The organism is Bacteroides sp. AM54-2NS, from assembly GCF_003602935.1.
In the GTDB taxonomy this organism is placed as follows: Bacteria; Bacteroidota; Bacteroidia; order Bacteroidales; family Bacteroidaceae; genus Bacteroides; species Bacteroides xylanisolvens.
Genome location: NZ_QTMZ01000004.1, coordinates 200,227 through 225,163, shown reverse-complemented (window position 1 = coordinate 225,163; position 24,937 = coordinate 200,227). Strand labels below are relative to the sequence as shown.

At 43.8% G+C, this 24,937-nt stretch carries 16 protein-coding genes and 7 pseudogenes; 19 read left to right on the top strand and 4 right to left on the bottom strand.

What is annotated here, in order from left to right; translation table 11 throughout:
- The first annotated feature begins 9 nt into the window (after positions 1–9).
- The 4 genes and pseudogenes from DXA05_RS04210 to DXA05_RS04195 all read left to right on the top strand — a co-directional run bounded on the left by DXA05_RS04210 (position 10) and on the right by DXA05_RS04195 (position 4,192).
- On the top strand, positions 10–813 hold the full coding sequence (locus tag DXA05_RS04210) for a polysaccharide deacetylase family protein (RefSeq protein WP_128858816.1): 804 nt from the start codon (positions 10–12) through the stop codon (positions 811–813).
- Positions 810–1,764, top strand: a pseudogene (locus DXA05_RS04205) (glycosyltransferase family 2 protein). The gene DXA05_RS04210 and the pseudogene DXA05_RS04205 overlap by 4 nt, the downstream one beginning before the upstream one ends.
- A complete protein-coding gene (locus DXA05_RS04200; RefSeq protein ID WP_004314482.1) occupies positions 1,748–2,167 on the top strand; it encodes a GtrA family protein in 420 nt (139 codons plus the stop codon). Before DXA05_RS04205 ends, DXA05_RS04200 begins: the two are co-directional and overlap by 17 nt.
- A gap of 46 nt (positions 2,168–2,213) precedes the next feature.
- Positions 2,214–4,192 (top strand): annotated as a pseudogene (locus DXA05_RS04195) (sulfatase-like hydrolase/transferase).
- Here the strand turns inward: DXA05_RS04195 and DXA05_RS04190 are convergent.
- Together DXA05_RS04190 and DXA05_RS04185 are read right to left on the bottom strand one after the other, a co-directional pair.
- Positions 4,179–5,951 carry a glycosyltransferase family 39 protein gene (locus DXA05_RS04190; RefSeq protein ID WP_009039144.1) on the bottom strand — a complete coding sequence of 591 codons (1,773 nt, stop codon included), beginning with the start codon at positions 5,949–5,951 and terminating at the stop codon, positions 4,179–4,181. The pseudogene DXA05_RS04195 and the gene DXA05_RS04190 sit on opposite strands and share 14 nt — an antisense overlap.
- A 29-nt stretch (positions 5,952–5,980) precedes the next feature.
- Positions 5,981–6,616, bottom strand: a complete 636-nt coding sequence (locus DXA05_RS04185; RefSeq protein ID WP_004314488.1) for a ribonuclease H family protein — start codon at positions 6,614–6,616, stop codon at positions 5,981–5,983.
- Positions 6,617–6,755: 139 nt separating this feature from the next.
- Here DXA05_RS04185 and DXA05_RS04180 point away from each other — a divergent pair, with 139 nt between their 5' ends.
- The 9 genes and pseudogenes from DXA05_RS04180 to DXA05_RS04140 all read left to right on the top strand — a co-directional run bounded on the left by DXA05_RS04180 (position 6,756) and on the right by DXA05_RS04140 (position 17,318).
- Positions 6,756–7,358 (top strand): nitroreductase family protein, encoded by a 603-nt coding sequence (locus DXA05_RS04180; RefSeq protein WP_055236088.1) that lies wholly within the window; start codon positions 6,756–6,758, stop codon positions 7,356–7,358.
- A 115-nt stretch (positions 7,359–7,473) separates the two neighbouring features.
- A complete protein-coding gene (locus tag DXA05_RS04175) occupies positions 7,474–8,001 on the top strand; it encodes a shikimate kinase (RefSeq protein WP_055236084.1) in 528 nt (175 codons plus the stop codon).
- 136 nt (positions 8,002–8,137) lie between these two features.
- A pseudogene (locus DXA05_RS04170) lies at positions 8,138–10,635 on the top strand (hypothetical protein).
- A 9-nt stretch (positions 10,636–10,644) separates the two neighbouring features.
- Positions 10,645–12,410: pseudogene (locus DXA05_RS04165) on the top strand (HSP90 family protein).
- 9 nt (positions 12,411–12,419) lie between these two features.
- Positions 12,420–13,489, top strand: a pseudogene (locus tag DXA05_RS04160) (hypothetical protein).
- A 69-nt stretch (positions 13,490–13,558) separates the two neighbouring features.
- Positions 13,559–15,450 (top strand): annotated as a pseudogene (gene speA / locus DXA05_RS04155) (biosynthetic arginine decarboxylase).
- A gap of 56 nt (positions 15,451–15,506) precedes the next feature.
- Entirely contained in the window at positions 15,507–16,280 is a 774-nt protein-coding gene (gene argB / locus DXA05_RS04150) for an acetylglutamate kinase (protein WP_008642730.1), read from the top strand.
- A gap of 60 nt (positions 16,281–16,340) precedes the next feature.
- Positions 16,341–16,850 (top strand): sigma-70 family RNA polymerase sigma factor, encoded by a 510-nt coding sequence (locus DXA05_RS04145; protein ID WP_004315420.1) that lies wholly within the window; start codon positions 16,341–16,343, stop codon positions 16,848–16,850.
- A pseudogene (locus DXA05_RS04140) lies at positions 16,840–17,318 on the top strand (hypothetical protein). Before DXA05_RS04145 ends, DXA05_RS04140 begins: the two are co-directional and overlap by 11 nt.
- 167 nt (positions 17,319–17,485) lie before the next feature.
- Here the strand turns inward: DXA05_RS04140 and DXA05_RS04135 are convergent.
- Positions 17,486–18,268 (bottom strand): head GIN domain-containing protein, encoded by a 783-nt coding sequence (locus tag DXA05_RS04135; RefSeq protein ID WP_128858815.1) that lies wholly within the window; start codon positions 18,266–18,268, stop codon positions 17,486–17,488.
- A 129-nt stretch (positions 18,269–18,397) separates the two neighbouring features.
- Here DXA05_RS04135 and DXA05_RS04130 point away from each other — a divergent pair, with 129 nt between their 5' ends.
- Positions 18,398–19,096 carry a SprT family zinc-dependent metalloprotease gene (locus DXA05_RS04130; protein WP_128858814.1) on the top strand — a complete coding sequence of 233 codons (699 nt, stop codon included), beginning with the start codon at positions 18,398–18,400 and terminating at the stop codon, positions 19,094–19,096.
- A gap of 157 nt (positions 19,097–19,253) precedes the next feature.
- Here the strand turns inward: DXA05_RS04130 and DXA05_RS04125 are convergent, their stop codons facing one another.
- On the bottom strand, positions 19,254–19,649 hold the full coding sequence (locus tag DXA05_RS04125; protein WP_008024082.1) for a hypothetical protein: 396 nt from the start codon (positions 19,647–19,649) through the stop codon (positions 19,254–19,256).
- Between the two features lie 172 nt (positions 19,650–19,821).
- On the opposite strand from DXA05_RS04125, the gene rimP reads away from it, so the two are divergent.
- The 5 genes from rimP (at position 19,822) to DXA05_RS28295 (ending at position 24,752) form a co-directional block, all read left to right on the top strand.
- Complete coding sequence (rimP, locus tag DXA05_RS04120; protein ID WP_008642741.1) at positions 19,822–20,289, top strand: ribosome assembly cofactor RimP; 468 nt, start codon at positions 19,822–19,824, stop codon at positions 20,287–20,289.
- A gap of 2 nt (positions 20,290–20,291) precedes the next feature.
- The gene (gene nusA, locus DXA05_RS04115) at positions 20,292–21,566 is read left to right on the top strand and encodes a transcription termination factor NusA (RefSeq protein WP_004309455.1); all 1,275 of its coding nucleotides are present in this window, start codon (positions 20,292–20,294) and stop codon (positions 21,564–21,566) included.
- 98 nt (positions 21,567–21,664) lie between these two features.
- Positions 21,665–22,294 carry a hypothetical protein gene (locus DXA05_RS28300; RefSeq protein WP_347812585.1) on the top strand — a complete coding sequence of 210 codons (630 nt, stop codon included), beginning with the start codon at positions 21,665–21,667 and terminating at the stop codon, positions 22,292–22,294.
- Between the two features lie 14 nt (positions 22,295–22,308).
- Entirely contained in the window at positions 22,309–24,417 is a 2,109-nt protein-coding gene (gene infB / locus DXA05_RS04110) for a translation initiation factor IF-2 (RefSeq protein ID WP_347812584.1), read from the top strand.
- Complete coding sequence (locus DXA05_RS28295; protein ID WP_347812583.1) at positions 24,351–24,752, top strand: hypothetical protein; 402 nt, start codon at positions 24,351–24,353, stop codon at positions 24,750–24,752. Before infB ends, DXA05_RS28295 begins: the two co-directional genes overlap by 67 nt.
- Positions 24,753–24,937 lie beyond the last annotated feature (185 nt).

Sequence of the window (24,937 nt, the reverse complement as noted above, 5' to 3'; positions counted from 1 at the left end):
GATAATGCAATGATATTATTAAGTTTTGATACAGAAGAATTTGATGTACCTCGTGAACATGGCGTAGACTTTCCGTTGGATGAAGCGATGAAAGTATCAGTCTATGGTACGAACCGGATACTGGACTGCCTGAAAAAAAACGGGGTGAAAGCTACCTTCTTCTGTACAAGCAATTTTGCAGAAAATGCGCCGGAGGTGATGCGGCGCATTATGGACGAAGGACATGAAGTGGCTGCGCATGGATGTGACCATTGGCAGCCGCAGGCTTCAGATGTCAGCCGTTCAAAAGAAATTCTGGAACGTCTTACCGGCAGAACGATAGAAGGCTATCGCCAACCGCGTATGTTTCCCGTATCAGATACGGAACTTGAACGAATGGGGTATGTGTACAACTCCTCATTGAATCCCGCATTTATCCCCGGAAGATATATGCATTTATCAGAGCCGCGTACCTGCTTTATGACAGGTAAACTACTTCAGATCCCGGCTTCTGTAACTCCATGGATTCGTTTCCCACTATTTTGGTTGTCTTGTCATAATCTGCCGATGTGGCTTTATCAAAGCCTGGTAAACCGGGTGTTGAAACATGACGGATATTTTGTGACCTATTTCCACCCGTGGGAGTTCTATCCGTTGGGTGAACACCCTGAATTTAAAATGCCTTTTATCATCCGCAACCATTCCGGCAAAGGAATGGAGGAACGTTTGGATATGCTTATCCGCAACCTGAAAGAAAAAGGCTATCCTTTTATGACTTACTCGGAGTTTGCGCAGATAAAACTGGCTGAACTAAATAAACTGGACGAAAAATGATTAAATTGGCTATTGTATCCCCCTGTTATAATGAGGAGGAAGTGTTGGAAGAGTCAACCACCCGTTTGACAGCTTTGTTTGATGACTTGGTGGCGAAAAAAAAGATCAGCGCCGACAGTTTTGTGCTCTTTGTGAATGATGGCAGTAAAGATCGTACATGGAGCATTATTAAACAACTGCACCGGACGAATCCATATATAAAAGGAATGAACCTGGCTCGCAACGTGGACATCAGTATGCTATCATGGCCGGTATGATGACCGCTAAAGATTGGAGCGATGCCGTTATTACCATTGATGCCGATTTGCAGGATGATCTGAATGCGATTGAGGAGATGATCGATGCTTATACACAAGGATATGATGTCGTATACGGGGTGAAAGTATCCCGCCAGGCAGATCCGATGCTGAAACGTCTTTCCGCAACCGCTTTTTATAAATTACAGCACCGGATGGGAGTAGAGACAATCTACAATCATGCGGATTTCCGTTTTTTGAGTAGGAGAGTACTGGAACAGCTGTCTCATTATCAAGAACGTAATGTCTATTTGCGTGGTATTATCCCATTGCTGGGTTTTCCTTCTACTACGGTAGATGACGTAATCCGGGAACGGACAGCCGGAACCTCCAAATATACAGTAAGAAAGATGTTCAGCCTGGCCTTGGACGGAATACCTCTTTCTCGGTGAAGCCTATTTACGGTATTGTTTATCTGGGAATTATATTTGTTTTTATCAGTATACTGATCGGAATTTATGTATTGTACTCTTTAATTTCGGGTACGGCAGAGCATGGCTGGGCGTCTTTGATGTTGTCTGTCTGGTTTGTCGGTGGAATTGTTCTAATGTCAATAGGAGCTGTCGGGTTGTATATTGGGAAAATCTATAAAGAAGTAAAACGTCGTCCGCTCTATAATGTGGAAGAAGTACTATACGATGACCAAGATAAGTAAAGCTATATTTGACAGGCATCCGGACTGGCGGGATAAGTTCTGGCAATTCGTTCGTTTCGGAGTTGTCGGCACTGTATCCTCGGCTATTCATTACGGAGTGTATTGTCTGGTTTTACTGGTTGCAAACGCCAATATCTCTTTTACGGCAGGTTATGCCGTCGGATTTATTTGCAATTATTTCCTCACTACCTTTTTTACTTTTCGTTCCAAGCCCTCGTCTCGCAATGCGGTTGGGTTTGGCTTTAGCCATCTGATTAATTATCTGCTTGAGATTGGTTTGTTGAATCTCTTTCTTTGGATAGGGGCAGGCGAACTTCTGGCGCCGATACTGGTGATGATAATTGTAGTACCTATCAATTTCCTAATTCTTCATTTCGTTTATATCTACAAAGGGAGAAAATAATTTTATTAAATCTCTTTCATTTAATTCATAAAAAGAAAAGGCTATTATGAAACGTTTTCTAAATCTTATTGTATATATACTTTCGATACATATTTCGGCTTTGCTGATCGCAGGACTGTTTCGCCTGGTACTTTTTATCTCATCCTATCATCAATTGACTTCTGAAGCCTTGTCGGATAAGAGCCTTTCAATGCTTGCTTTTGTACATGGTGTCTGGTTTGATAATGTGATTGGTTGCTACATACTTCTGTTGCCGCTGGCAGTTGCGGTGGTGTGTGGAGTCTGCAACTATTATGGGAAAGCATTGTTCCGTTTCTTCACGATCTTTTTCAGTGTGTTTTATGGGCTGGTCTATTTAATCAGTGCGTCGGACATACCCTACTTTGCCTATTTCTTTAAGCATATCAATTCTTCTATATTCGAATGGTTCGGTTATGCAGGAACTACCGCCGGAATGATATTGGGAGAAAGTGCCTATTACTTGTCCATCGGATTATTCCTGCTCTTCTTGGCCGGGTTCATAGTATGGCTTGTCTGTCTGTCGCGTTATTTCCATCGTCGTAGCCTTACTATTTCCGCTTCGTTCCCATTTTGGAAGAGAGGAGTTGTGGTTCTGGTCGGAGCTTGTCTGATCGGCCTCTGCATCTTTGGAATTCGGGGGCGTACAGGTTATAATCCGATCAAAGTGAGTGCGGCATATTTCTGTCAGGATGCTTTTCTGAATCAATTGGGAGTAAGTCCGACTTTTAATCTGTTGACGAGTGTGATGGATGATATGCGTCCTGAAAATAAATACTTGCATCTGATGGATGAGCAGGAAGCCATAACTAAGGCGCAAGCTCTGCTCAACCGTCAGGGAGATGCGAATGTTTCCCCGTTGGCTGTCTACAGGCATGCTGCAAAAGCGGATAGCGTGCAACAACGCCGTCCTAATGTCGTCTTGATTATGATGGAATCCATGTCCAGTAAACTGATGAAGCATTTCGGGCAATCAGAAACGCTGACTCCTTTCCTGGATAGTCTGTATACCCGTTCTATTAGCTTCCGTAATTTCTATTCGGCAGGAATCCATACGAATCATGGTTTGTATGCCACCTTGTATTCTTTTCCGGCTATGATGAAACGGAACCTGATGAAAGGCTCTGTCATTCCCCGCTATTCGGGACTGCCTACCGTACTGAAAGAAAACGGCTATTACAACTTTTTCTTTATGACGCATGAAGGCAGTATGATAATATGAACGCTTTCTTCCGGACGAACGGCTATGATGAAGTGTTTTCACAAGAAGACTATCCGGCTGATAAGGTTGTGAATAGCTTTGGAGTGCAGGATGATTTCTTGTATGACTATGCAATTCCGGTATTGAATCAGCGGGCTGCCACCGGACAACCGTTTTTTGCTACTTTACTGTCCATCAGTAATCATCCGCCGTATGTGATACCTCCTTTCTTCCATCCGAAAACAAGTGAACCGGAGATGCAGATCGTTGAGTATGCGGATTGGGCTTTGCGTCAGTTCTTTGAAGAGGCGCGTAAACAACCCTGGTTTGATAATACGATATTCGTATTGGAAGGAGATCATGGCAAACTGGTGGGAGACGCCGAATGTGAACTACCGGAATCTTATAATCATATTCCACTGATGATTTACTCCAGCCGTATTCATCCGGAAGAGAAAAACACTTTTGGAGGTCAGGTAGATATACAGCCTACGATATTGGGGCTGTTGAATATTGATTATCTACAGAATAATTTTGGAGTGGATTTGCTGAAAGAAGAACGTCCCTGTATGTTTTATACTGCCGACAATATGATTGTGGGACGCAATGATACGTTATTGTATCTTTATAATTACGAGACGCAGCAGGAATTTACTTATCATATAGACAATGGCAAATTGAAAGCCGTTCCGATGGATGATCGCTTTTTGCCTTTAAAAGAATATAGTTTTTCCATGCTCCAATCGGCAGAGTTCCTTGTGAAGCATGGAAAAACGGTAAATTCTGTCCCTTTTACTCAACAATAGGAGTAGTTTCGGTTTTTTCAGGCTGTTCGTTTTTAACGAACTTGTATACTTTGGCTATTTGCCGGAGCACTCGTTTAGGAGATTCGTAAACCTGTTCGAACTGATACCCCTCTTTCTCAAATTCAGGAAGATATTTCTCTGCGTCATTGGTGCCGATCAACAAGAAACCTTTGGCAGGACGTTTTTGGTAGAAGTTGTCGAGACGGTTATGCAGGTAGAAATTAATCTCGAAGTAATGTACAGGGTCACCTGCTGCATGCAGACTTTCTTCAATGAATTCGTACATAGTCCCTTCGCTTTCCGGCGCAATCTTTTCGATCTCTGCAGCGACGAATTTGACGGATTTCGAATTTAATGCTGCCGGCTGATAAGCACCGTCCAATGCAAGGTATAATCCCATGGTAAGCACGACGAGGGCATACAGGAAGCGGTTGCTCAATGCATGTTTCCGTTGATAGAACCACCAGTAGATACCGAGGACGGTAGGAACGGCAATCAGCAACAAGGCTCCTGCACCGCTGATATTCTGTATGGCGCGCATGAAATTAATGTTGTCCTGTGCGTGACGGCCGTGGAAGATTGTTTCAGGGATGAGCCCGCATTTTAATACAATGAAGCAAGTGAACAGCAACAGGCTGATTACCGCAAGAATACTTCCATATACTTTGATGACTTTGGATTGCTTCTTGACCAGATAAAATAGATATTTGGCAAGGAAATAAGCAATGAAAGGATAGATAGGCATCAGATAGACGCTGCGTTTGCTCTGCGGAATGCAGTAGAAAACGAAGATGACGACAATACTGGTGAAAGAGAATAAATCCACCGGATCCATATTCTTTATCCAAGCAGTGAAACGTTTCCACCAAGCGGCAGGCTGGATATTGAATTTATGGTAAGTCAGGCTGAACAGGGAAAGTACGACTAACAGTGTCCAGGGAACATATCCGGCAAACAAGGTCACGAAATTATAGTGCCAGGGGTTCACGCATGAATTATAGCTCATAGTATTGGTCATGCGGCCGAGGTTTTCCTCCATCACTAATGCGATGAATTCTTCTCCACCTTGTTGGTAAGCAGCTACGTACCAGCAGATAGGCAGGATGAGAGAAAGGATAGCCCAGGCGGAAAGTAGCAGGAATGCCTTGAAGAAGTTGACACCCCGGAGTAACAAGAATATGCCTACAACTAAGCATGGAATGATAGTACCTACCGGTCCTTTAGTCAGTGTTCCGCAACTCATCAGGAGAATGGCCAGCCAGGGAATACCTTTAAGCCCCTTCTCATACCATCTGTAGAGACAATATAGAGCGCCAACGGTGAGCGCTGTCAATACCATGTCCACCCGGCAGTTGGCTCCGGCCCGGTGTAATTCGAAATTAGTCAGGGTAATAAAGGCGGCCAATAACGCCAGTTGCACTCCTTTTCTTTTGGCAAAGAACAGAAAGCCGCAGAGAGTCATGGCAATCAAGGCGATGGCGGACGGCAGGCGGGAGGTCATTTCTGTGACTTGCCCTCCGTTCACTACTGCTGATACAGCAGCGATGCTCCAATGGAAGAAAGGCGGTTTGTAAGCCATTTCTCCTCCGTTGTTTCTGGGTAAGATCCAGTTTCCGCTATCCAGCATGGAATAGGAAACAATAGCTTCGCGAGGCTCACCTTTCGTGTGGTATTCCGACAAGCCGAGGAAAGGCAGGATAGTAACTACGCAAATGACTAATAACAGCCAGAAAGCTTTGTTTGAAGTCAATGTTTTCATCTTTTCTTATGATTGAAATTTATGTTCTTTTATTTTCTGCCGAAGTCGGCCGGAATTTCTCCCCATTCTTTCGTTTCCCATTTCAGGATACGAGTGGTATACGTATTTCCCTGCAACCATTTTTCTGCCCGTTCGATCAATAAAAACAGTTCTTCCGTTTCCGGAGTGCGGGGGAGCTTGGTTTTGCACTTCTTCTGTCGTACCCAGCTGATCGCATTGGCACTATCACTGTAAATAGGCATGTCGAAACCTTTGTTCTTCAACAACGCCAACCCGTGTACGATGGCTAGAAACTCGCCGATATTATTCGTGCCTTTCATCGGGCCGAAATGAAAAATTTCCTGCCGGCTGGCAATGTGTACTCCACGATACTCCATCGGTCCCGGATTGCCGCTACAGGCTGCATCGACTGCCAGGCTGTTGTCGATCACGCAAGAGGGTAAAGTATCTGATGAAGGTTTGGAACCTCCTGATTTAGACTTTGCGTTTTTGCCGATATAAGCGTATGGAGACATTGTCAGCGCGCGTTCCGCTTCTTCGCGCGTATCGAATGATTTGTATTTGGCAGCTTCGTATCCTTTGATTTGAAGCTGGCAGTCTGTCCAGGAAGTGTAAATCCCGGGTGTGACGCCTTCCCATACGACATAAAATTTTTGTTTTGCCATTTTTCTGACGATAAATTTAGATAGTCAATGAATTGACGCTGCGAAGGTACAAATATATTCTCTAACTGAACAAGTTAGGGGGGATACTTGTTATAAAAAAAAGAGAGTTTTAAGAATATAAAATAAGAAAGGAACTATGATGGAAAGATCTTTTAGTGAAGCTTTGAAACAACGTCGGACTTACTATTCAATTACTAATCAGTCACCTATATCCGATCAGGAGATCGAATGTATCGTTAATATGACCGTGCGTCACGTACCGTCAGCATTCAATTCGCAGACTACACGTGTGGTGCTCCTGTTGGGAGAATCTCATAAGAAACTGTGGCAGATCGTGAAAGATACATTGAAGAAGATTGTACCGGCTGAAGCTTTTGCAAAGACAGAAGAGAAGATAGATCATTCCTTTGCCTGTGGCTACGGAACTGTACTGTTCTTTGAGGATCAAAAGGTAGTGAAAGGACTTCAGGAAGCTTTCCCGTCTTATCAGGAGAACTTCCCGGGATGGTCATTGCAGACTTCTGCCATGCACCAGCTGGCTATCTGGGTGATGCTTGAGGATGTAGGTTTCGGAGCATCGCTGCAACACTATAACCCGTTGATTGATGAAGAAGTGCGCCGTGCATGGAACTTGCCGGAACATTGGCATCTGATTGCGGAAATGCCGTTCGGACTTCCTATTGGCAAACCGGGTGAAAAAGAATTTCAGCCGCTTGAAGAACGGGTGAGAATCTTTAAATAAATCGGGAATGAAGAATGAATAATGAAGAATTGGATGGCATAATGGCTAAAATTCTTCATTCTTCATTCTTCATTCTTCATTAAATGATTAATTTTGTGAGCAAAATTAGTCATTTATGGTTCGTATCTTCCTTACCGGCTATATGGGTGCCGGAAAAACGACGCTGGGTAAAGCATTTGCCCGGCAAATGAATATACCGTTCGTTGATCTGGACTGGTATATCGAAGAGCGTTTTCACAAAACCGTTGGAGAATTATTCACTGAACGAGGCGAAACAGGATTCAGGGAACTGGAGCGGAATATGCTTCATGAAGTAGCCGAGTTTGAGAATGTGGTAATTTCGACGGGAGGTGGAGCGCCTTGTTTTTTTGATAATATGGACTTTATGAACCGGACCGGAAAGACGGTTTTTCTCGATGTGCATCCGGATGTGCTGTTCAGACGCTTGCGTGTGGCTAAACAGCAACGCCCTATTCTTCAGGGGAAAGAGGATGACGAACTGAAAGCGTTCATCGTTCAGGCGCTTGAGAAACGCGCACCTTTTTATCACCAGGCACAATATATCTTTAATGCAGACGAATTGGAAGACCGTTGGCAGATTGAAACATCGGTGCAACGTTTGCAACAACTTCTTGGATTATAATCTGTGCCTAAATTGTATATCAGACTTTATTTTTTTGATACTCTTTATTGTTCATTCAGTCAATATTAGTACCTTGCACTCGTTATGAGATTTTTTTTATTGACTAATAACACAAAATTAAGGTAAAGTCTATATCATGAAAATTTTAAAAGAGAAATTTGGAGAGTTATCCGCTAGAATAAAAGCGTCCGGACAGCCTGCAAGGGCATGGTTTCCACAGTATACACCGGCCTCATTATTAAATGCGGAAAATTGGTGGGAAGCATTGGCTGTATGTGAATATGCTTTGGACACAAAAGAAGACGAGAAATTAACAGAAGATTTTTTTGAACTGATATTCAGTGCTTTTGACTGTAACGTAGAGGTCGATCTCAACGCAGAAGAATATGAATTCTGGTGGGAGAAGGTAATGCAGGTATGCGACCGTGTAGCTGTGTTTAGCGGTGCGGGATGGGCACAGAAGGGTGCGCAATATTCTGAAGCCCGTTATGGAAAGCGGGATATGAGTTATTTGTTTCCGTATTACGAAAAGGCTGCCGATATGGGTTGGGCTGAAGCGGAAGCAACTGTTGCCTATTGGCGATACATGGGATTCTATTGTGAACAAAATAAAGAGGAGGGCGAACGACGTTTTGCTACTCTCACTTCTCCCGAAGCTATTTTATGGGGAAAACATTATCGTGCTTTTGTCGAAGAATTTACAGGAGATAAAGCGAAGGCGTTGCAGATACGGAATGACTTGCTTGCCGAACTGCCTGAAGGAGAACGTTTGCGTGCTCATGTATATGCAGCACTGGGAGACGCGCTCGACAGGGCGGAAGGCAGTGTGGCAGAGGAAGCTGCTTACTACGAAAAGTCTCTGGAGATAGTTCCCAATCTTTATAGTCTTAAAAATCTGGCTACCCTTTATTTCCGTTATCCGGAACTGAATAAACCGAAAGAACTGGGCTTTGAACTTTGGAAAAAAGCCTGGCATGCAGGGGTGTGGTCTGCCGCTAACTTCCTGGGATATAATTATCAGGAAGAAGAATGGCTGGATATGCCGAAAGCTATTGAATGGCTGGAAAAGGGGATGCTTTATTGTGAATCTTACAGTGCGTATGAACTGGCGCTGATCTACCTGTATAATGATGAATATAAGAACGTGGAACGTGGACTAATGTGTCTGAACCGTTGCGTGGAAGATAACTATATACAAGGTATAGAAGGACTGGCTAATATCTATTTCAACGGTGAATTGGTGGAAGAGGACATGAATCGTGCGAAAGAATTGTTGGAGAAGGCTATTGAGCTGGGGTCGGGAAATGCAGCTTATCGTCTAGGCTGGATGTATGAGCGTGGCTTCTTGTCTGAACAACCGGATTATGTGAAGGCGTTAGAGTATTATGAAAAGGCAGCTTCGCTGAACAATGCCGACGGATATTGTCGGATGGCGCTTTACCTGGCTAATGGATACAGCGGTGTAAAAGATGCCGATAAGTCGAGAGAATGTTATGAAAAAGCAGCCGAACTGGGTTCTTGTTTTGCTCTTGTAGAACTGGCGTTCTTGTATGAGAATGGCGATGGAGTGGAGAAGAACTATGAAAAAGCATTTGAACTGATTAGTAGGGCTGCCGGACAGGGTTATCCTTATGCGATGTTCCGTTCTGGTCTTTATATGGAAAAGGGTGTTCTTGGTGAAGCAAAACCGGAAGAGGCGTTCGCTTGGTATACAAAGGCGGCAGAAGCGGATGATAATGATGCGATCTTTGCTCTGGGACGCTGTTATAAAGAAGGAATCGGAACGGCAGAAGACTGGGATAAGCACTCGAATGGTTCGGCAAAGGAGCGGAGAAGGAAGAGTCCCGTTGTCTGACAGAGCTGGGCCTGGCTTATGAAAATGGCAATGGCGTGGAAGAAAATCCGCAAAAGGCTGTGGAATATATGATGAAAGCTGCTGAACAGGACTATGGTTATGCCCAGTTTAAGATGGGAGACTATTATTTTTTTGGTTGCGGTCCCTGTCTGGAAGACAATAAAAAGGCTATGGAATGGTATGAGAAGGCTGTGGCCAACGAAATTCCAATGGCAATGTTGCGTATGGGTGAGTATTACCTGTATGATTATGACAGTCTGAACGAATCGGAAAAGGCTTTTGCCTATTTCAAGAAAGCTGCCGAATACGAGTGGTATAGCGAAGGATTGGGTATCTGTTATGAAATGGGTATCGGAGTGGAAGATAATGAAACGGAAGCTTTTAAATATTATACGCTGGCTGCGGATAATGGAAATACGATGAGTATGTATCGTACCGGACTTTGCTATTACAACGGAGTAGGTGTGAAACAGAACTATGCCGAAGCTTACCGCTGGTTTACGGATGCGGCAGGGAATGAAAATATTGCTGCGACTTATTATCTTGGTAAGATGATGATGTATGGCGAAGGTTGTACTCCTGATCCGGAAGCTGCGGTGCAATGGCTGCTGAAAGCTGCTGAAAAAAATAGCGACAAAGCGCAATTTGAACTTGGAAATGCCTATCTGACGGGCAAAGGCGTGGAAGAAAACGATGAAATTGCAATGGAGTGGTTCGAAAAGGCCGCAGAGAATGGCAATGAGAAAGCTCTTAAAATTACCGGAAGGAGGAGAAAGTAAAAGAGGAACATGGAAAAAGAAGGGAATAATCTGTTTCAGGTCAATCTTAAAGGTATGATTGCCCTGTTATCAGAGCACATTTATAGTAACCCGAATACTTTTGTTCGCGAACTGTTGCAGAATTGCGTAGATGCCATCACGGCACTACGCAATATCGACGAGAATTATAAAGGACGTATCGATGTCTTTCTGAATGAAGACAAAACGGTGGTGTTCAGGGATAATGGAGTCGGACTGAAAGAAGAGGAAGTTTATCGCTTTCTGACGGTTATCGGAGAGAGTTCAAAACGGGATACTCCCGATGCGGACGATTTTATCGGAAGGTTCGGTATCGGATTGTTATCTTGTTTTGTGGTGACTAATGAAATCACCGTGGAGAGTCGTTCGGCAATGGGCGGACAACCTGTTTGCTGGTGTGGCAAAGTAGATGGGACGTATCAGCTGACTTTATCGGACGAAGAACGGCCTATCGGGTCGCAGGTGGTGTTGCATCCGAAAGGAGACTGGATGCATCTTTTTGAATATGAAACGTTTAAGAAGATACTGGTCAGTTATGGGGAAGTGTTGCCATATCCTATCTATCTGCATTATCAGGGGGAAGAGGAGTTGGTAAATACGCCTTCGCCCGTATGGCTTGACCCGAAGGCGACTCGTAAGGAGTTGCTGGATTATGGAGCAAAAGTATTCCAGTCGTCTGCCCTTGATGCTTTCCGGATTTATACTGAAAGTGGTAAGGTAGAAGGGGTGCTTTATGTTTTGCCTTTCCGAACACAATTTTCAGTACGCAATTCTCATAAGGTCTACCTTAAACGTATGCTGTTGAGTGAGGACGATTGTAATCTGCTGCCGCCGTGGGCTTTCTTTATCCGTTGTCTGGTGAATGCGGACGGATTGCTGTCTACTGCTTCCCGCGAGTCTTTGGTGAGCAATGACCAGTTGAAGGATGCACGGAAAGAGATCGGGGTAGCTATCAAGGATTATCTGCGGGGATTGGTGCAGAATGACCGCGCCATGTTCAACCGGATCTTGGATGTTCATCACTTCCATATCAAGGCGATTGCTTCGGAAGATAATGAACTGCTCCGTTTGTTTATGGATTACCTTCCTTTTGAAACAAATAAGGGGTTGCGTGGTTTTGGAAGTATTCGTTCGGCAAGCAATGTGATATGCTATACCAAGAATCTGGAAGATTTCCGTCAGGTGCGCCGTATAGCCGGAGCGCAAGGATGGTTGGTGGTGAATGCTGCTTACACCTTTGATGAAACTTTGTTGAAAAAGTATGTCCGCCTGAATCCGGAACTTACGTTGGATGAAATATCTCCTTCACGGTTGCTGGAACAGTTTGGCGAAGTGGAGGCGAATAAAGAGTTTCAGGCTTTTGAAATGAAAGCAAACGAGCTGTTGAAGCGGTTTGGCTGTGTCTGCCGTCTGAAACATTTTACTCCGGTGGATATTCCGGTAATCTTTGTGGCGGAGGAAAAGGAGAATGTAGCTAAAAGTGCCAATAATCCGTTGGCGGCTGTATTGGGGGCTGTGAATACTGCCAAGCAGATTCCACCGACACTCACTTTCAATGCGGATAACGAAATGGTGCAGACTTTATTGCAAATACAGGGAGACAATAAACTGTTTCAGCATGTGGTGCATATATTGTATGTACAGTCGCTTTTGCAAGGTAAATATCCGGTGAACAGTGAAGAAATGGAGCTTTTCAACCGTTCGCTTAGCGACTGATGACTTCGAAAATGAATGATTTTATAAATTTCCTGAATTAAAAAAAGAGTATGAGATACACACTTGAAATACAAAAACTGCTGTTGCAGACACAGAATGACAGCCTGCATCCCCGTGAAAAAGCCAATCTATTGAAAGAAGCTATCCGCATCGCTGATGAGAACGAAGATGTGGAATGGGCTACGGAGTTGAGACTGGATCTTATCTATGAACTGAATCTTCTTTCGGCAGATGCGGAAGAGATTACCGTGTTCTCTAAAATCCTGGATGATTACGAGAATCACAAGGATGTAATCAAAGAAGATGACTTGTTGTGGAAATATAAATGGATCTGGCTTGTACGTTCGATCTGCCGGAAATTCCGATGGAACAGGTGAAAGCGATCGGTGAGGATTATAAAACCCGTATTCTCCGGAATGGATATTCTTTGCGGAGTTATTATCACCGCTGGTCTGTGGAATGTGTTTGGATGCGCCAGTATGACAAGGCAAAAGAATACATTGACAAGATGCTGAATGAAAAGATAGACGGTCAGTCGTGTGAGGCTTGCGAACTGAATTTTATGCTGGATTATTATTTGGAAACAGGGCAGTTTGATGAGGCTTACAGCCGGGCGCAGCCATTGATTAATAAGCAGGTCACCTGTTATGAAGCCAATTTGCGGGCCTACTTGAAGCTCTCTTATTATGCACAGAAAGCTGGCAAACCGGAGGTTGCCGCTGATATGTGTGCACGTGCCGAAGAAGCATTGCAGGGAAGAGAAAAGGATGAATATCTTTTGCTTTACTTGGGATTGTTTATTGCTTATAATATAATGACGAAGCCGGAAAGAGGCTGGGAGTATGCCGAGCGGTGCATCGGTTGGAGTTTGCGTACGAATACGTTGAAGAAATATCGCTTCTCTTGCGATATGGTAGAGGCCTTGAAGTATGAGACCCGTCCGGAAGTCTCCTTGTCGTTGCCGGAGGAATTCCCTCTTTACCGTCCGGATGGAATTTATCAGGTTAATGAACTTCGCAATTATTTCTATCAGCAGGCGGAAGAACTGGCACTGCGCTATGACGCCCGTAACGGAAATAGTGGTTATATGGACCGTTTGAAACAATTAATGTCTAATTAATTGCCAACATGTAGATTAATCCGTATTTTTGCCGTCCAATTATTTACTAAAAACACTGAATAACAGAAAATGAGAAAGTGGCGTATTGAAGATTCTGAGGAACTCTACAACATCACAGGTTGGGGTACCTCGTACTTTGGTATTAATGACAAAGGTCATGTCGTTGTTACACCTCGTAAAGATGGAGTATCCGTTGATTTGAAAGAACTGGTCGATGAGTTACAATTGCGTGATGTGGCATCTCCCATGCTGGTGCGTTTCCCGGATATTTTGGACAACCGTATTGAAAAGATGTCATCCTGCTTTAAACAGGCAGCCGAGGAGTATGGTTATAAAGCCCAGAACTTTATTATTTATCCGATTAAGGTCAACCAGATGCGCCCTGTGGTGGAAGAAATTATCAGCCACGGAAAGAAGTTCAATCTCGGACTGGAAGCCGGCTCTAAACCGGAACTCCATGCGGTGATTGCGGTCAATACGGACTCTGACTCATTGATTGTTTGCAACGGATATAAAGACGAAAGTTATATTGAACTGGCTCTGCTTGCCCAAAAGATGGGTAAACGTATCTATCTCGTTGTGGAGAAGATGAACGAACTGAAGCTGATAGCAAAAATGGCAAAGCAGCTGAATGTGCAGCCTAATATCGGTATACGTATCAAACTCGCTTCTTCCGGTAGCGGAAAGTGGGAAGAGTCGGGAGGAGATGCCAGCAAGTTTGGCTTGACTTCCAGTGAACTTCTCGAAGCGCTCGATTTTCTGGAGAGCAAAGGCTTAAAAGATTGTCTGAAACTGATTCATTTCCATATCGGCAGTCAGGTGACGAAGATCCGTCGTATCAAAACGGCTTTGCGCGAGGCTTCACAATTTTACGTGCAGCTCCATTCAATGGGCTTTAAGGTGGAGTTTGTTGATATTGGCGGTGGACTGGGAGTGGATTATGACGGAACTCGTTCATCCAATAGCGAAGGTAGCGTAAACTATTCCATTCAGGAGTATGTAAACGACTCTATCTCTACGCTGGTAGACGTGAGCGATAAAAATGGTATCCCGCATCCGAATATCATAACGGAAAGTGGACGTGCATTGACGGCACACCATTCTGTTCTTATCTTTGAAGTTCTTGAAACCGCTACCTTGCCCGAATGGGATGACGAGGAGGAAATTGCTCCGGATGCACACGAATTGGTGCAGGAGTTATATGGAATCTGGGATTCGCTGAATCAGAACAAGATGTTGGAAGCATGGCACGATGCGCAGCAGATCAGGGAGGAAGCATTGGACTTGTTCAGTCATGGAATCGTGGATCTGAAAACCCGCGCACAAATCGAGCGTCTGTATTGGTCTATTACACGTGAGATTAATCAGATTGCCGCCGGTTTGAAGCATGCGCCCGATGAATTCCGTGGATTGTCCAAACTGCTTGCCGATAAATATTTCTGTAACTTCTCGCTGTTTCAGTCACTTCCTGACTCTTGGGCAATTGACCAGATATTCCCGATCATGCCTATTCAGCGATTGGATGAAAAACCGGAGCGTTCGGCTACTTTACAAGATATTACCTGCGACTCGGACGGTAAAATTGCCAACTTTATCTCTACCCGTAACGTGCTCATTATCTGCCTGTACATGCACTGAAGAAAACAGAACCTTATTATGTGGCTGTGTTCCTGGTGGGAGCTTATCAGGAGATTTTGGGAGATATGCATAATTTGTTCGGTGATACGAACGCCGTGCATGTTTCGGTGAACGAGAAAGGATATAATATCGAACAGATTATCGACGGAGAAACGGTAGCGGAGGTATTGGACTATGTGCAGTACAATCCGAAGAAGCTGGTACGTACGCTCGAAACTTGGGTGACGAAATCAGTGAAAGAAGGAAAAATCTCCTTGGAAGAAGGAAAAGAATTCCTTTCCAACTATCGTTCGGGGCTTTACGGATATACTTATTTGGAATAACCGGCAGGGTGCCGGAGCCGGATTCTCCATTCGGTGAACTTATTAGAAATCAAGAAATGAGAGAAAAACTAACAGTAATTAAGGTGGGTGGCAAAATCGTAGAAGAGGAAGCCACCCTTCGTCAGTTGTTAAATGACTTTGCCGCTATTGACGGACATAAAGTGTTGGTTCATGGTGGCGGTCGTTCGGCAACAAAGATTGCCGCGCAACTGGGTATTGAAAGCAAAATGGTAAATGGTCGTCGGATTACCGATGCCGAAACGTTGAAAGTCGTAACGATGGTGTACGGCGGATTGGTGAATAAAAACATTGTGGCAGGTCTGCAAGCACGCGGAGTCAATGCACTCGGATTGACCGGAGCGGATATGAATGTAATCCGTTCGGTGAAACGTCCGGTGAAAGACGTAGACTACGGGTTCGTGGGAGATGTGGAACAGGTGGATGCTACTTTATTGTCGGATTTGATACATAAAGGCGTTGTTCCCGTGATGGCTCCATTGACACACGACGGTCACGGCAATATGTTGAATACGAATGCAGATACCATTGCCGGGGAGACAGCGAAAGCGTTGTCGGCTCTGTTTGATGTGACATTGGTGTATTGTTTCGAGAAGAAAGGTGTGTTGCGTGACGAGAATGATGACGACAGTGTGATTCCTCAAATCACCCGTGCCGAATTTGAACAATATGTAGCCGATGGCGTTATTCAAGGAGGTATGATTCCTAAGCTGGAAAATTCTTTTGAAGCAATAAATGCAGGAGTTTCTGAAGTGGTAATTACCTTAGCGTCAGCGATTAACGACTCTGGAGGAACGAGAATAAAAAAATAAATCAAAAAAAGTAGTGGGCGACTGTAACTTTTCATATCCTAGCCCGTCATTATTATAGAGATGCAAGAAATCAGCTTCCGAAACGATATTTTGCCGTTGAAGGATAAACTCTTTCGATTGGCTCTCAGAATCACCCTGGATAGGGCCGAAGCCGAGGATGTCGTTCAGGATACCATGATAAGAGTGTGGAACAAGCGTGATGAGTGGTCTCAATTTGAATCGGTCGAAGCCTATTGCCTGACAGTGGCAAAGAACTTGGCGATAGACCGGAGTCAAAAGAAAGAAGCTCAAAACGTGGAACTCACCCCCGAAATGGAGGAAGAACCTGATGCAAACAGTCCGTACGACCAGATGATTCATGATGAAAGAATGAACATCATTAATAGACTGGTAAACGAACTTCCCGAAAAACAGCGGCTTATCATGCAACTGAGGGACATTGAAGGTGAAAGCTATAAAAAAATTGCAACCTTGCTGAATCTGACAGAGGAACAAGTCAAAGTGAATCTCTTCAGAGCCAGACAAAAAGTAAAACAAAGGTATTTAGAAATTGACGAATATGGATTATAAGGATATAGAACAGCTCCTCGAGCGATACTGGCAATGCGAAACTTCCGTTGAGGAGGAAGCAACATTGCGCGACTTCTTCGCAAAGGAAGAAGTTCCGGCTCATTTGCTTCGCTATAAGAATCTGTTTGTTTATCAGCAGGTTCAGCAGGAAGTAGGACTGGGCGAAGACTTTGATGCACGTATTCTGGCAGAGGTGGAGCCTACGGTAGTAAAAGCGAAACGTTTGACACTGACCGGTCGTTTTATTCCTCTGTTCAAGGCCGCTGCCGTAATTGCAATCATCCTTCTTTGGGGAATGTGGCACAACATTCTTTCTCCGGAGATGATGGAAGTGTATTGGCTACGGATACCATTGGTAAACAAGTAACTGCACCGTCGGTCGCTATCTCAAATGATGTGAAAGCGGAACAGGTCCTGGCGGATAGCCTGGCGAAGATCAACCACAAGGTGCAAGTTATAAACGAATAGACATTTTCATTTGCTTTAAACATATAATATAGTTAGTGTGCTTAATTAAAACAACAACGAAGGCGAAACTGTGAAGTTTTCAATTCTCTCAAATTTTTATAATGAAACTAACTAAATAAATGGGCTACCGCGCGATGCAGTAGCCCTTTTATGTTTTTAAGCTGTCTTTATTTGATCTGCCGTATATTCTTTCTTGGAGCATCCACTTCTTGAGGATCTCCTTTATAGGCAATATCACCGCTTCCTTTGACGCGGGCAACCAGCTTCTGATTGGCATAGCAACTGATGTTGCCGGAGCCGCTAATGCTTGCATCTGTGTTTTCTGCTTGCAAATCGGCAGCTTGAATATTTCCTGATCCGGCAATAGAATAGCTCGCTTGAATGGCTTTGCCGTTCAGATTGATATTGCCCGAACCGGAAATACTTGCCTGACATTCCTGGCTCTCTATTTGTTGTAGTCTTACATCTCCCGAACCATTAATTGAAACGGCCATTTTTTGGCAATTGAATCCTTCTCCCTGAATGTTGCCCGAACCGTTGATGTGGAATTCAATATCTTTAGAGGTTTGTATCCCATTGATTAATCTTATATTTCCTGAACCGTTGACCGACAGCTTATTCAGCTCCGGAGCAAAAACTTTTATTTCCAGTTTTCCTTTCCAGATAGTGACATTCTTCTTGAATTTTATAATGAATGTACTACCCTCCACATACGTTTCTATAAGTGGTATGATGTTGTCGGAACCATGAATTTCGACATGGCTGCATGTGTCTTGCCAATAACTGATGTTGGCACTTCCCACTAGTTTGATTTCATTGAAGTGGTCGGCTTTCACTTCTTTGGAGATGTAATTCTTGCTGCCTACGATGTGTTTTCCCTGCAAGCAAGAGCCGGCAGTAAGTACTAGAAACATTCCCGTGACTAATACGAGCAATAAACTTGTTTTCATAATTACGCTTTTCTATGATTGATATAATGGTTAGACGGAAGAATTTGATCTAAAGTTGCATCTTCCATAAAGTTTTTCGTTAGCGTCTTCTTTTTTATTACTTTTGTGGCTGTTGATAGGAGGATTATAATGGATAAGATTATAGAAGATGATGAGTTAGGGCGCTTGGTGATACGCGTCAATTCACGTGCGAGAAGTCTTGTGTTTCGTACCAAGAGTGATGCTGTTTATGTTTCAGTTCCTCCCGGTACCACCCTGAAAGAAGTGAAACTGGCCATAGAGAACCTGCGTGGAAAGCTTCTGGCCTCCCGGCAAAAAATCGCTCGTCCGTTGATTGATTTGAATTATAAGATTGATGCGGAGCATTTTAAACTATCTTTGGTGTCGGGCGAGAAAGATCAGTTTCTGGCTAATTCCCGGTTGGGTGTCATGGAGATCGTTTGTCCGCCTTATGCCGATTTTGCAGATGAAAAACTGCAAAGCTGGTTGCATAAGGTTATTGAAGAATCATTGAGACGAAATGCCAAAAGTATTCTGCCTTCACGTTTGGACTTCTTGTCCAAGCAATACGGATTGCCTTATTCGAGTGTGAAAATAAACTCCAGTCAGGGCAGATGGGGGAGTTGTTCGGCTCGAAAAGCTATTAATTTATCCTATTACCTGGTTTTGCTGCCTTCTCATTTGATAGACTACGTGTTGTTGCACGAATTATGCCATACCCGCGAGATGAATCATAGCGAACGATTCTGGGCGTTACTTAATCAATATACAGAAGGGAAAGCATTGACCTTACGGGGAGAATTGAGAAAGTACCGTACGGAAATATAAAATGCTTTACAGCCAAGATAATATTCTCGCATTGTCACGAACTTAGTTTATTCTATCTTGGTAAAGCCTTGTAAGCTCCTATTTCTGGCTGTCTTCTAAATCTTATACATTCCTGATAATGGTTCGTTATGATACGTAATAGGGGGATATGTCTTTATTATTTGGCTAATTGTTTAATCCCGTCCGATTCTTTTTCAAACTGATAAGCCCCTCCTTTTTCGCTAAGATCAAACGTAGAGACCAGTTCTGTGTTATTGTCTACGATTAATAAAGCGCTTTGTTCTGCAAAACGTCCTACTTCTACCGTGTAAGGCTCTTCTGATATGGTTTTATTGGAGATAAGACTGTCGTTGACGAACAAAGAAATCGAATCTCCGGCAAAACCTTTTACCAGACTGATTGTGTAGCTTTCGATGAAATGACGTTCTTCCTGCTTTTCCCGTTGTAGCCGCATACTCATGTATACGAAAATAACCACGACAAAAATGACGGCAAAAGCAAGAATTCCGTTACCTACCATAAACTGTTTATTTGTGTTGAGACGATGTGCCATAGTCGTTATTTTTTGAATTGTGGCGTAAAGATACGAATATAGCACTGTTAATTCATACTTTTTTTCTTTAATCTTTTGTAGTCGAATAGATTATTTATATCTTTGCAACCGGAAACGGATGAAAGGTGGAGGGGCAATTAAGCTCCTTTTTTTGTTCTTATATAGTTAATAAATGATAGAAAAGAAAACTGTTTGTCAGATTGTAGATGAGTGGCTGGAAGGAAAAGACTACTTTTTAGTAGAAGTAACTGTGAGCCCGGATGACAAAATTGTGGTCGAAATTGACCATGCAGAAGGTGTTTGGATCGAAGATTGTGTGGAGCTTAGCCGCTACATAGAGTCAAAACTGAACCGTGAAGAGGAAGATTATGAACTGGAAGTAGGGTCGGCCGGTATCGGACAGCCCTTTAAAGTACTGCAACAGTATTATATCCACATCGGACAAGAAGTGGAGGTATTGACTAAAGACGGACGCAAACTGGCCGGCATACTGAAAGATGCCGATGAAGAGAAGTTTACGGTAGCGGTACAAAAGAAAGTAAAACTAGAAGGAGCAAAACGTCCGAAACTGCAAGAAGAGGACGAAACCTTTACTTATGAGCAAATAAAATATACTAAATACTTAATTAGCTTTAAATAGTTATGGCCAAAAAAGAAGAAACAATCAGCTTGATTGATACATTTTCGGAATTTAAGGAACTGAAGAATATCGATAGAACGACGATGGTTAGCGTACTCGAAGAGTCGTTCCGTAGCGTAATCGCGAAAATGTTTGGCACCGATGAGAATTACGACGTGATCGTGAACCCGGATAAGGGTGACTTCGAGATCTGGCGTAACCGTGAAGTTGTGGCCGATGAAGATTTGACTAACCCGAATATGCAGATTTCGTTGAGCGAAGCACAGAAGATCGATGCTTCCTACGAAGAAGGTGAAGAGGTGACTGACGAAGTGATCTTTGCCAAATTCGGACGTCGTGCTATCCTGAATCTCCGCCAGACATTGGCTTCCAAGATTCTGGAACTCGAGAAAGACAGTATTTATAATAAATATATAGATAAGGTAGGTACGATCATCAATGCAGAAGTATATCAGATCTGGAAGAAAGAAATGTTGCTCTTAGATGATGAAGGAAACGAGTTGCTGTTGCCTAAGACCGAACAAATCCCGAGCGATTTCTATCGCAAAGGTGAAACGGCCCGTGCAGTAGTTGCCCGCGTGGATAACAAGAATAATAATCCTAAGATAATCTTGTCACGTACTTCTCCCGTTTTCCTGCAACGTTTGTTCGAGATGGAAGTACCCGAAATTAATGATGGTTTGATTACCATCAAGAAGATTGCCCGTATCCCTGGCGAACGTGCCAAGATCGCGGTAGAATCTTACGATGACAGAATCGACCCTGTAGGAGCCTGTGTAGGTGTAAAGGGAAGTCGTATTCATGGCATTGTTCGTGAACTTCGCAATGAGAACATCGACGTAATTAATTACACATCGAACATCTCATTGTTTATACAGCGCGCTTTAAGCCCGGCTAAGATTTCTTCTATCCGTCTGAATGAGGAAGAGAAGAAAGCGGAGGTTTTCCTCAAACCGGAAGAAGTTTCGCTGGCTATCGGTAAAGGCGGTTTGAACATCAAACTGGCCAGTATGTTAACTGAGTACACTATTGACGTGTTCCGTGAGTTGGATGAGAGTGTAGCGGATGAAGATATCTATCTCGACGAGTTCAGAGACGAAATCGATGGATGGGTGATCGACGCCATCAAGGCTATCGGCATTGATACAGCGAAGGCTGTGTTGAATGCTCCTCGTGAGATGTTGATTGAAAAGACGGACTTGGAAGAAGAGACAGTGGACGAGGTAATACGCATTTTGAAATCGGAGTTTGAAGAAGGTGAAGAAATTGAGAATTGAGAGTTGGGAGTGAAAGAAATCCATACTCATTCCACTCTCAACTCTCAATTCTCCACTCTCAACTTCTTAAAGCTCCATTTATTCATTAATTTTAAAATATGACGATAAGGTTAAACAAAGTTACAAGAGATTTGAACGTAGGAATCGCGACGGTAGTTGAGTTCCTGCAAAAGAAAGGGCATACCGTAGAGGCTAATCCTAATACCAAAATTAGCGAGGAGCAATACGCTATACTCGTAAAAGAGTTTAGTACAGATAAGAACCTTAGACTTGAATCGGAGCGTTTCATACAGGAACGTCAGAATAAGGAACGTAATAAGGCGTCTGTTTCGATTGAAGGCTTCGAAAAGCAGCCGGAGAAACAGAAGTCGGAAGATGTGATTAAGACAGTCGTACCTGAGGATGCACGTCCGAAGTTTAAACCTGTCGGAAAAATTGATTTGGATAAACTGAATGGTCGTAAACCTGAAAAGGTGGAGAAAGAGCCGGAACAGAAACAAGAAGTACCTGTTGTAGAACGGCCCGTCGTTAAACCCGAAGTGAAAAAGGAGCCCGAGAAGAGAGAACCCGAGGTGAAGAAAGAAGAGGTGGTGATACCTCCTGTTTCTGTAGTAGAGCCTACTCCAATGGTAGTTGAGCCCGTAGTAGTGCCGGAACCTGTAGTGGAGACGAAGCCGGTAGAAGTTGAAAAAGTAGTAGAAGAAGTGAAAAAAGAAGAGCCGAGGTAGTAGAAACTGCACCTGTGAAGGCGGAAGAACATAAAGAAGAAAAAAAGGTGGAAACTGCACAGGCTGAAGTAACCCCGGTAGCAGAAAAAGCTCCGGAGGATGATGGTGTTTTCAAAATCCGTCAACCGGAATTAGGCGCGAAGATCAATGTGATCGGTCAGATCGACTTGGCTGCATTGAACCAGTCTACTCGTCCGAAGAAGAAATCGAAGGAAGAGAAGCGTCGCGAACGTGAAGAGAAAGAGAAAATCCGTCAGGATCAGAAGAAACTGATGAAGGAAGCCATCATCAAAGAAATCCGTAAGGATGATTCTAAAGTGGTGAAGAACGGTCCGAAAGAAAGCGCGGATGCTGCTAAGAAAAAACGTAACCGCATCAATAAAGAAAAGGTAGACGTTAATAACGTTGCGACTTCCAACTTTGCTGCACCGAGACCTAATATACAAGGTAAAGGCGGCAATGGTAATAACAACGGTCAGGGCGGACAAGGAAATAATAACAGAAGAAATAACAACAATAATAAGGATCGCTTCAAGAAGCCGGTTATCAAACAGGAAGTGAGCGAGGAAGACGTAGCAAAACAGGTAAAAGAAACTCTTGCACGTCTGACAACCAAAGGTAAGAACAAGACGTCCAAATACCGTAAAGAAAAACGTGAAATGGCTTCCAACCGTATGCAGGAACTGGAAGATCAGGAAATGGCAGACAGCAAGGTATTGAAGTTGACCGAGTTTGTTACGGCTAACGAACTGGCAACGATGATGGATGTATCTGTCAATCAGGTTATCGCTACTTGTATGAGTATTGGTATCATGGTTTCCATCAACCAGCGTCTGGATGCGGAAACAATCAATCTGGTGGCAGAAGAATTCGGATTCAAGACAGAATATGTAAGTGCGGAAGTGGCACAAGCTATCGTTGAAGAAGAAGATGCACCGGAAGATTTGCAACCGCGCGCTCCGATTGTTACAGTGATGGGACACGTTGACCACGGTAAGACTTCTTTGCTCGACTATATCCGTAAGGCGAACGTAATTGCCGGTGAAGCCGGAGGTATTACACAGCATATCGGTGCATATAACGTGCAACTGGAAGACGGTCGCCGTATTACGTTCCTCGATACTCCGGGGCACGAAGCGTTTACCGCTATGCGTGCACGTGGTGCGAAAGTAACGGATATTGCTATCATTATTGTGGCTGCCGATGATAACGTGATGCCGCAGACAAAGGAAGCAATCAATCACGCGATGGCTGCCGGTGTACCTATTGTATTTGCAATCAATAAGGTGGATAAACCGACTGCGAATCCGGATAAGATTAAAGAAGAACTGGCTGCAATGAATTACCTTGTTGAAGAATGGGGTGGTAAGTATCAGTCACAAGATATCTCTGCCAAGAAAGGTATGGGTGTGGAAGACTTGCTGGAAAAAGTATTGCTCGAAGCAGAAATGCTCGACCTGAAAGCAAATCCGGACCGTAATGCTACGGGTTCCATCATCGAATCTTCACTGGATAAGGGACGTGGATATGTAGCTACTGTATTGGTATCTAACGGTACTCTGAAAGTGGGAGACATCGTACTGGCAGGAACCAGCTACGGACGTGTGAAGGCTATGTTCAACGAACGTAACCAACGCATCAAAGAAGCAGGACCTTCCGAACCGGCTTTGGTATTGGGATTGAACGGTGCACCTGCTGCAGGTGATACATTCCATGTTGTTGAAAGCGATCAGGAAGCTCGTGAAATCACCAACAAACGTGAACAGTTGGCTCGTGAACAGGGCTTGCGTACGCAGAAGATCCTTACGTTGGATGAGTTGGGCCGTCGTATTGCTTTGGGTAACTTCCAGGAATTGAACATCATCGTTAAGGGTGACGTGGACGGTTCTGTTGAGGCATTGAGCGACTCGTTAATCAAGTTGTCTACGGAACAAATCCAGGTAAATGTCATCCATAAGGGTGTGGGAGCAATTTCCGAGTCGGATGTTTCTCTGGCTGCCGCTTCGGATGCGATTATCGTCGGATTCCAGGTACGTCCTCGGGTGCTGCCGCTAAGATGGCTGAACAGGAAGGTGTCGACATCCGTAAGTACTCTGTCATCTACGATGCAATCGAAGAGGTGAAGGCTGCTATGGAAGGTATGTTGGCTCCGGAACTGAAGGAACAAATCACGGCAACTATCGAAATCCGCGAAGTATTCAACATTACGAAGGTGGGTTTGGTAGCCGGTGCAATGGTGAAGACCGGAAAGGTGAAACGAAGCGACAAGGCTCGTTTGATCCGCGATGGTATCGTAATCTTTACCGGAAACATCAACGCGTTGAAGCGCTTCAAGGACGATGTGAAGGAAGTAGGTACAAACTTCGAGTGTGGTATCAGTCTGGTGAACTGCAACGACATGAAGGTAGGCGATATGATCGAGACATTCGAAGAAATAGAAGTGAAACAGACTTTATGATTTATGAGTTATGATTTATGAATTATAAGGGTATAAGGCCATTCGCGAAGTAATGGTTGCAACAATAGATGGGTGGTAATGTGGTACTATTTTATATGGGACACCACCTTACCACTTTATTGTTTTATCACCTGACAGAAATATAAATCACAGATCATAATCATAGAAACATAAATCATAAATCA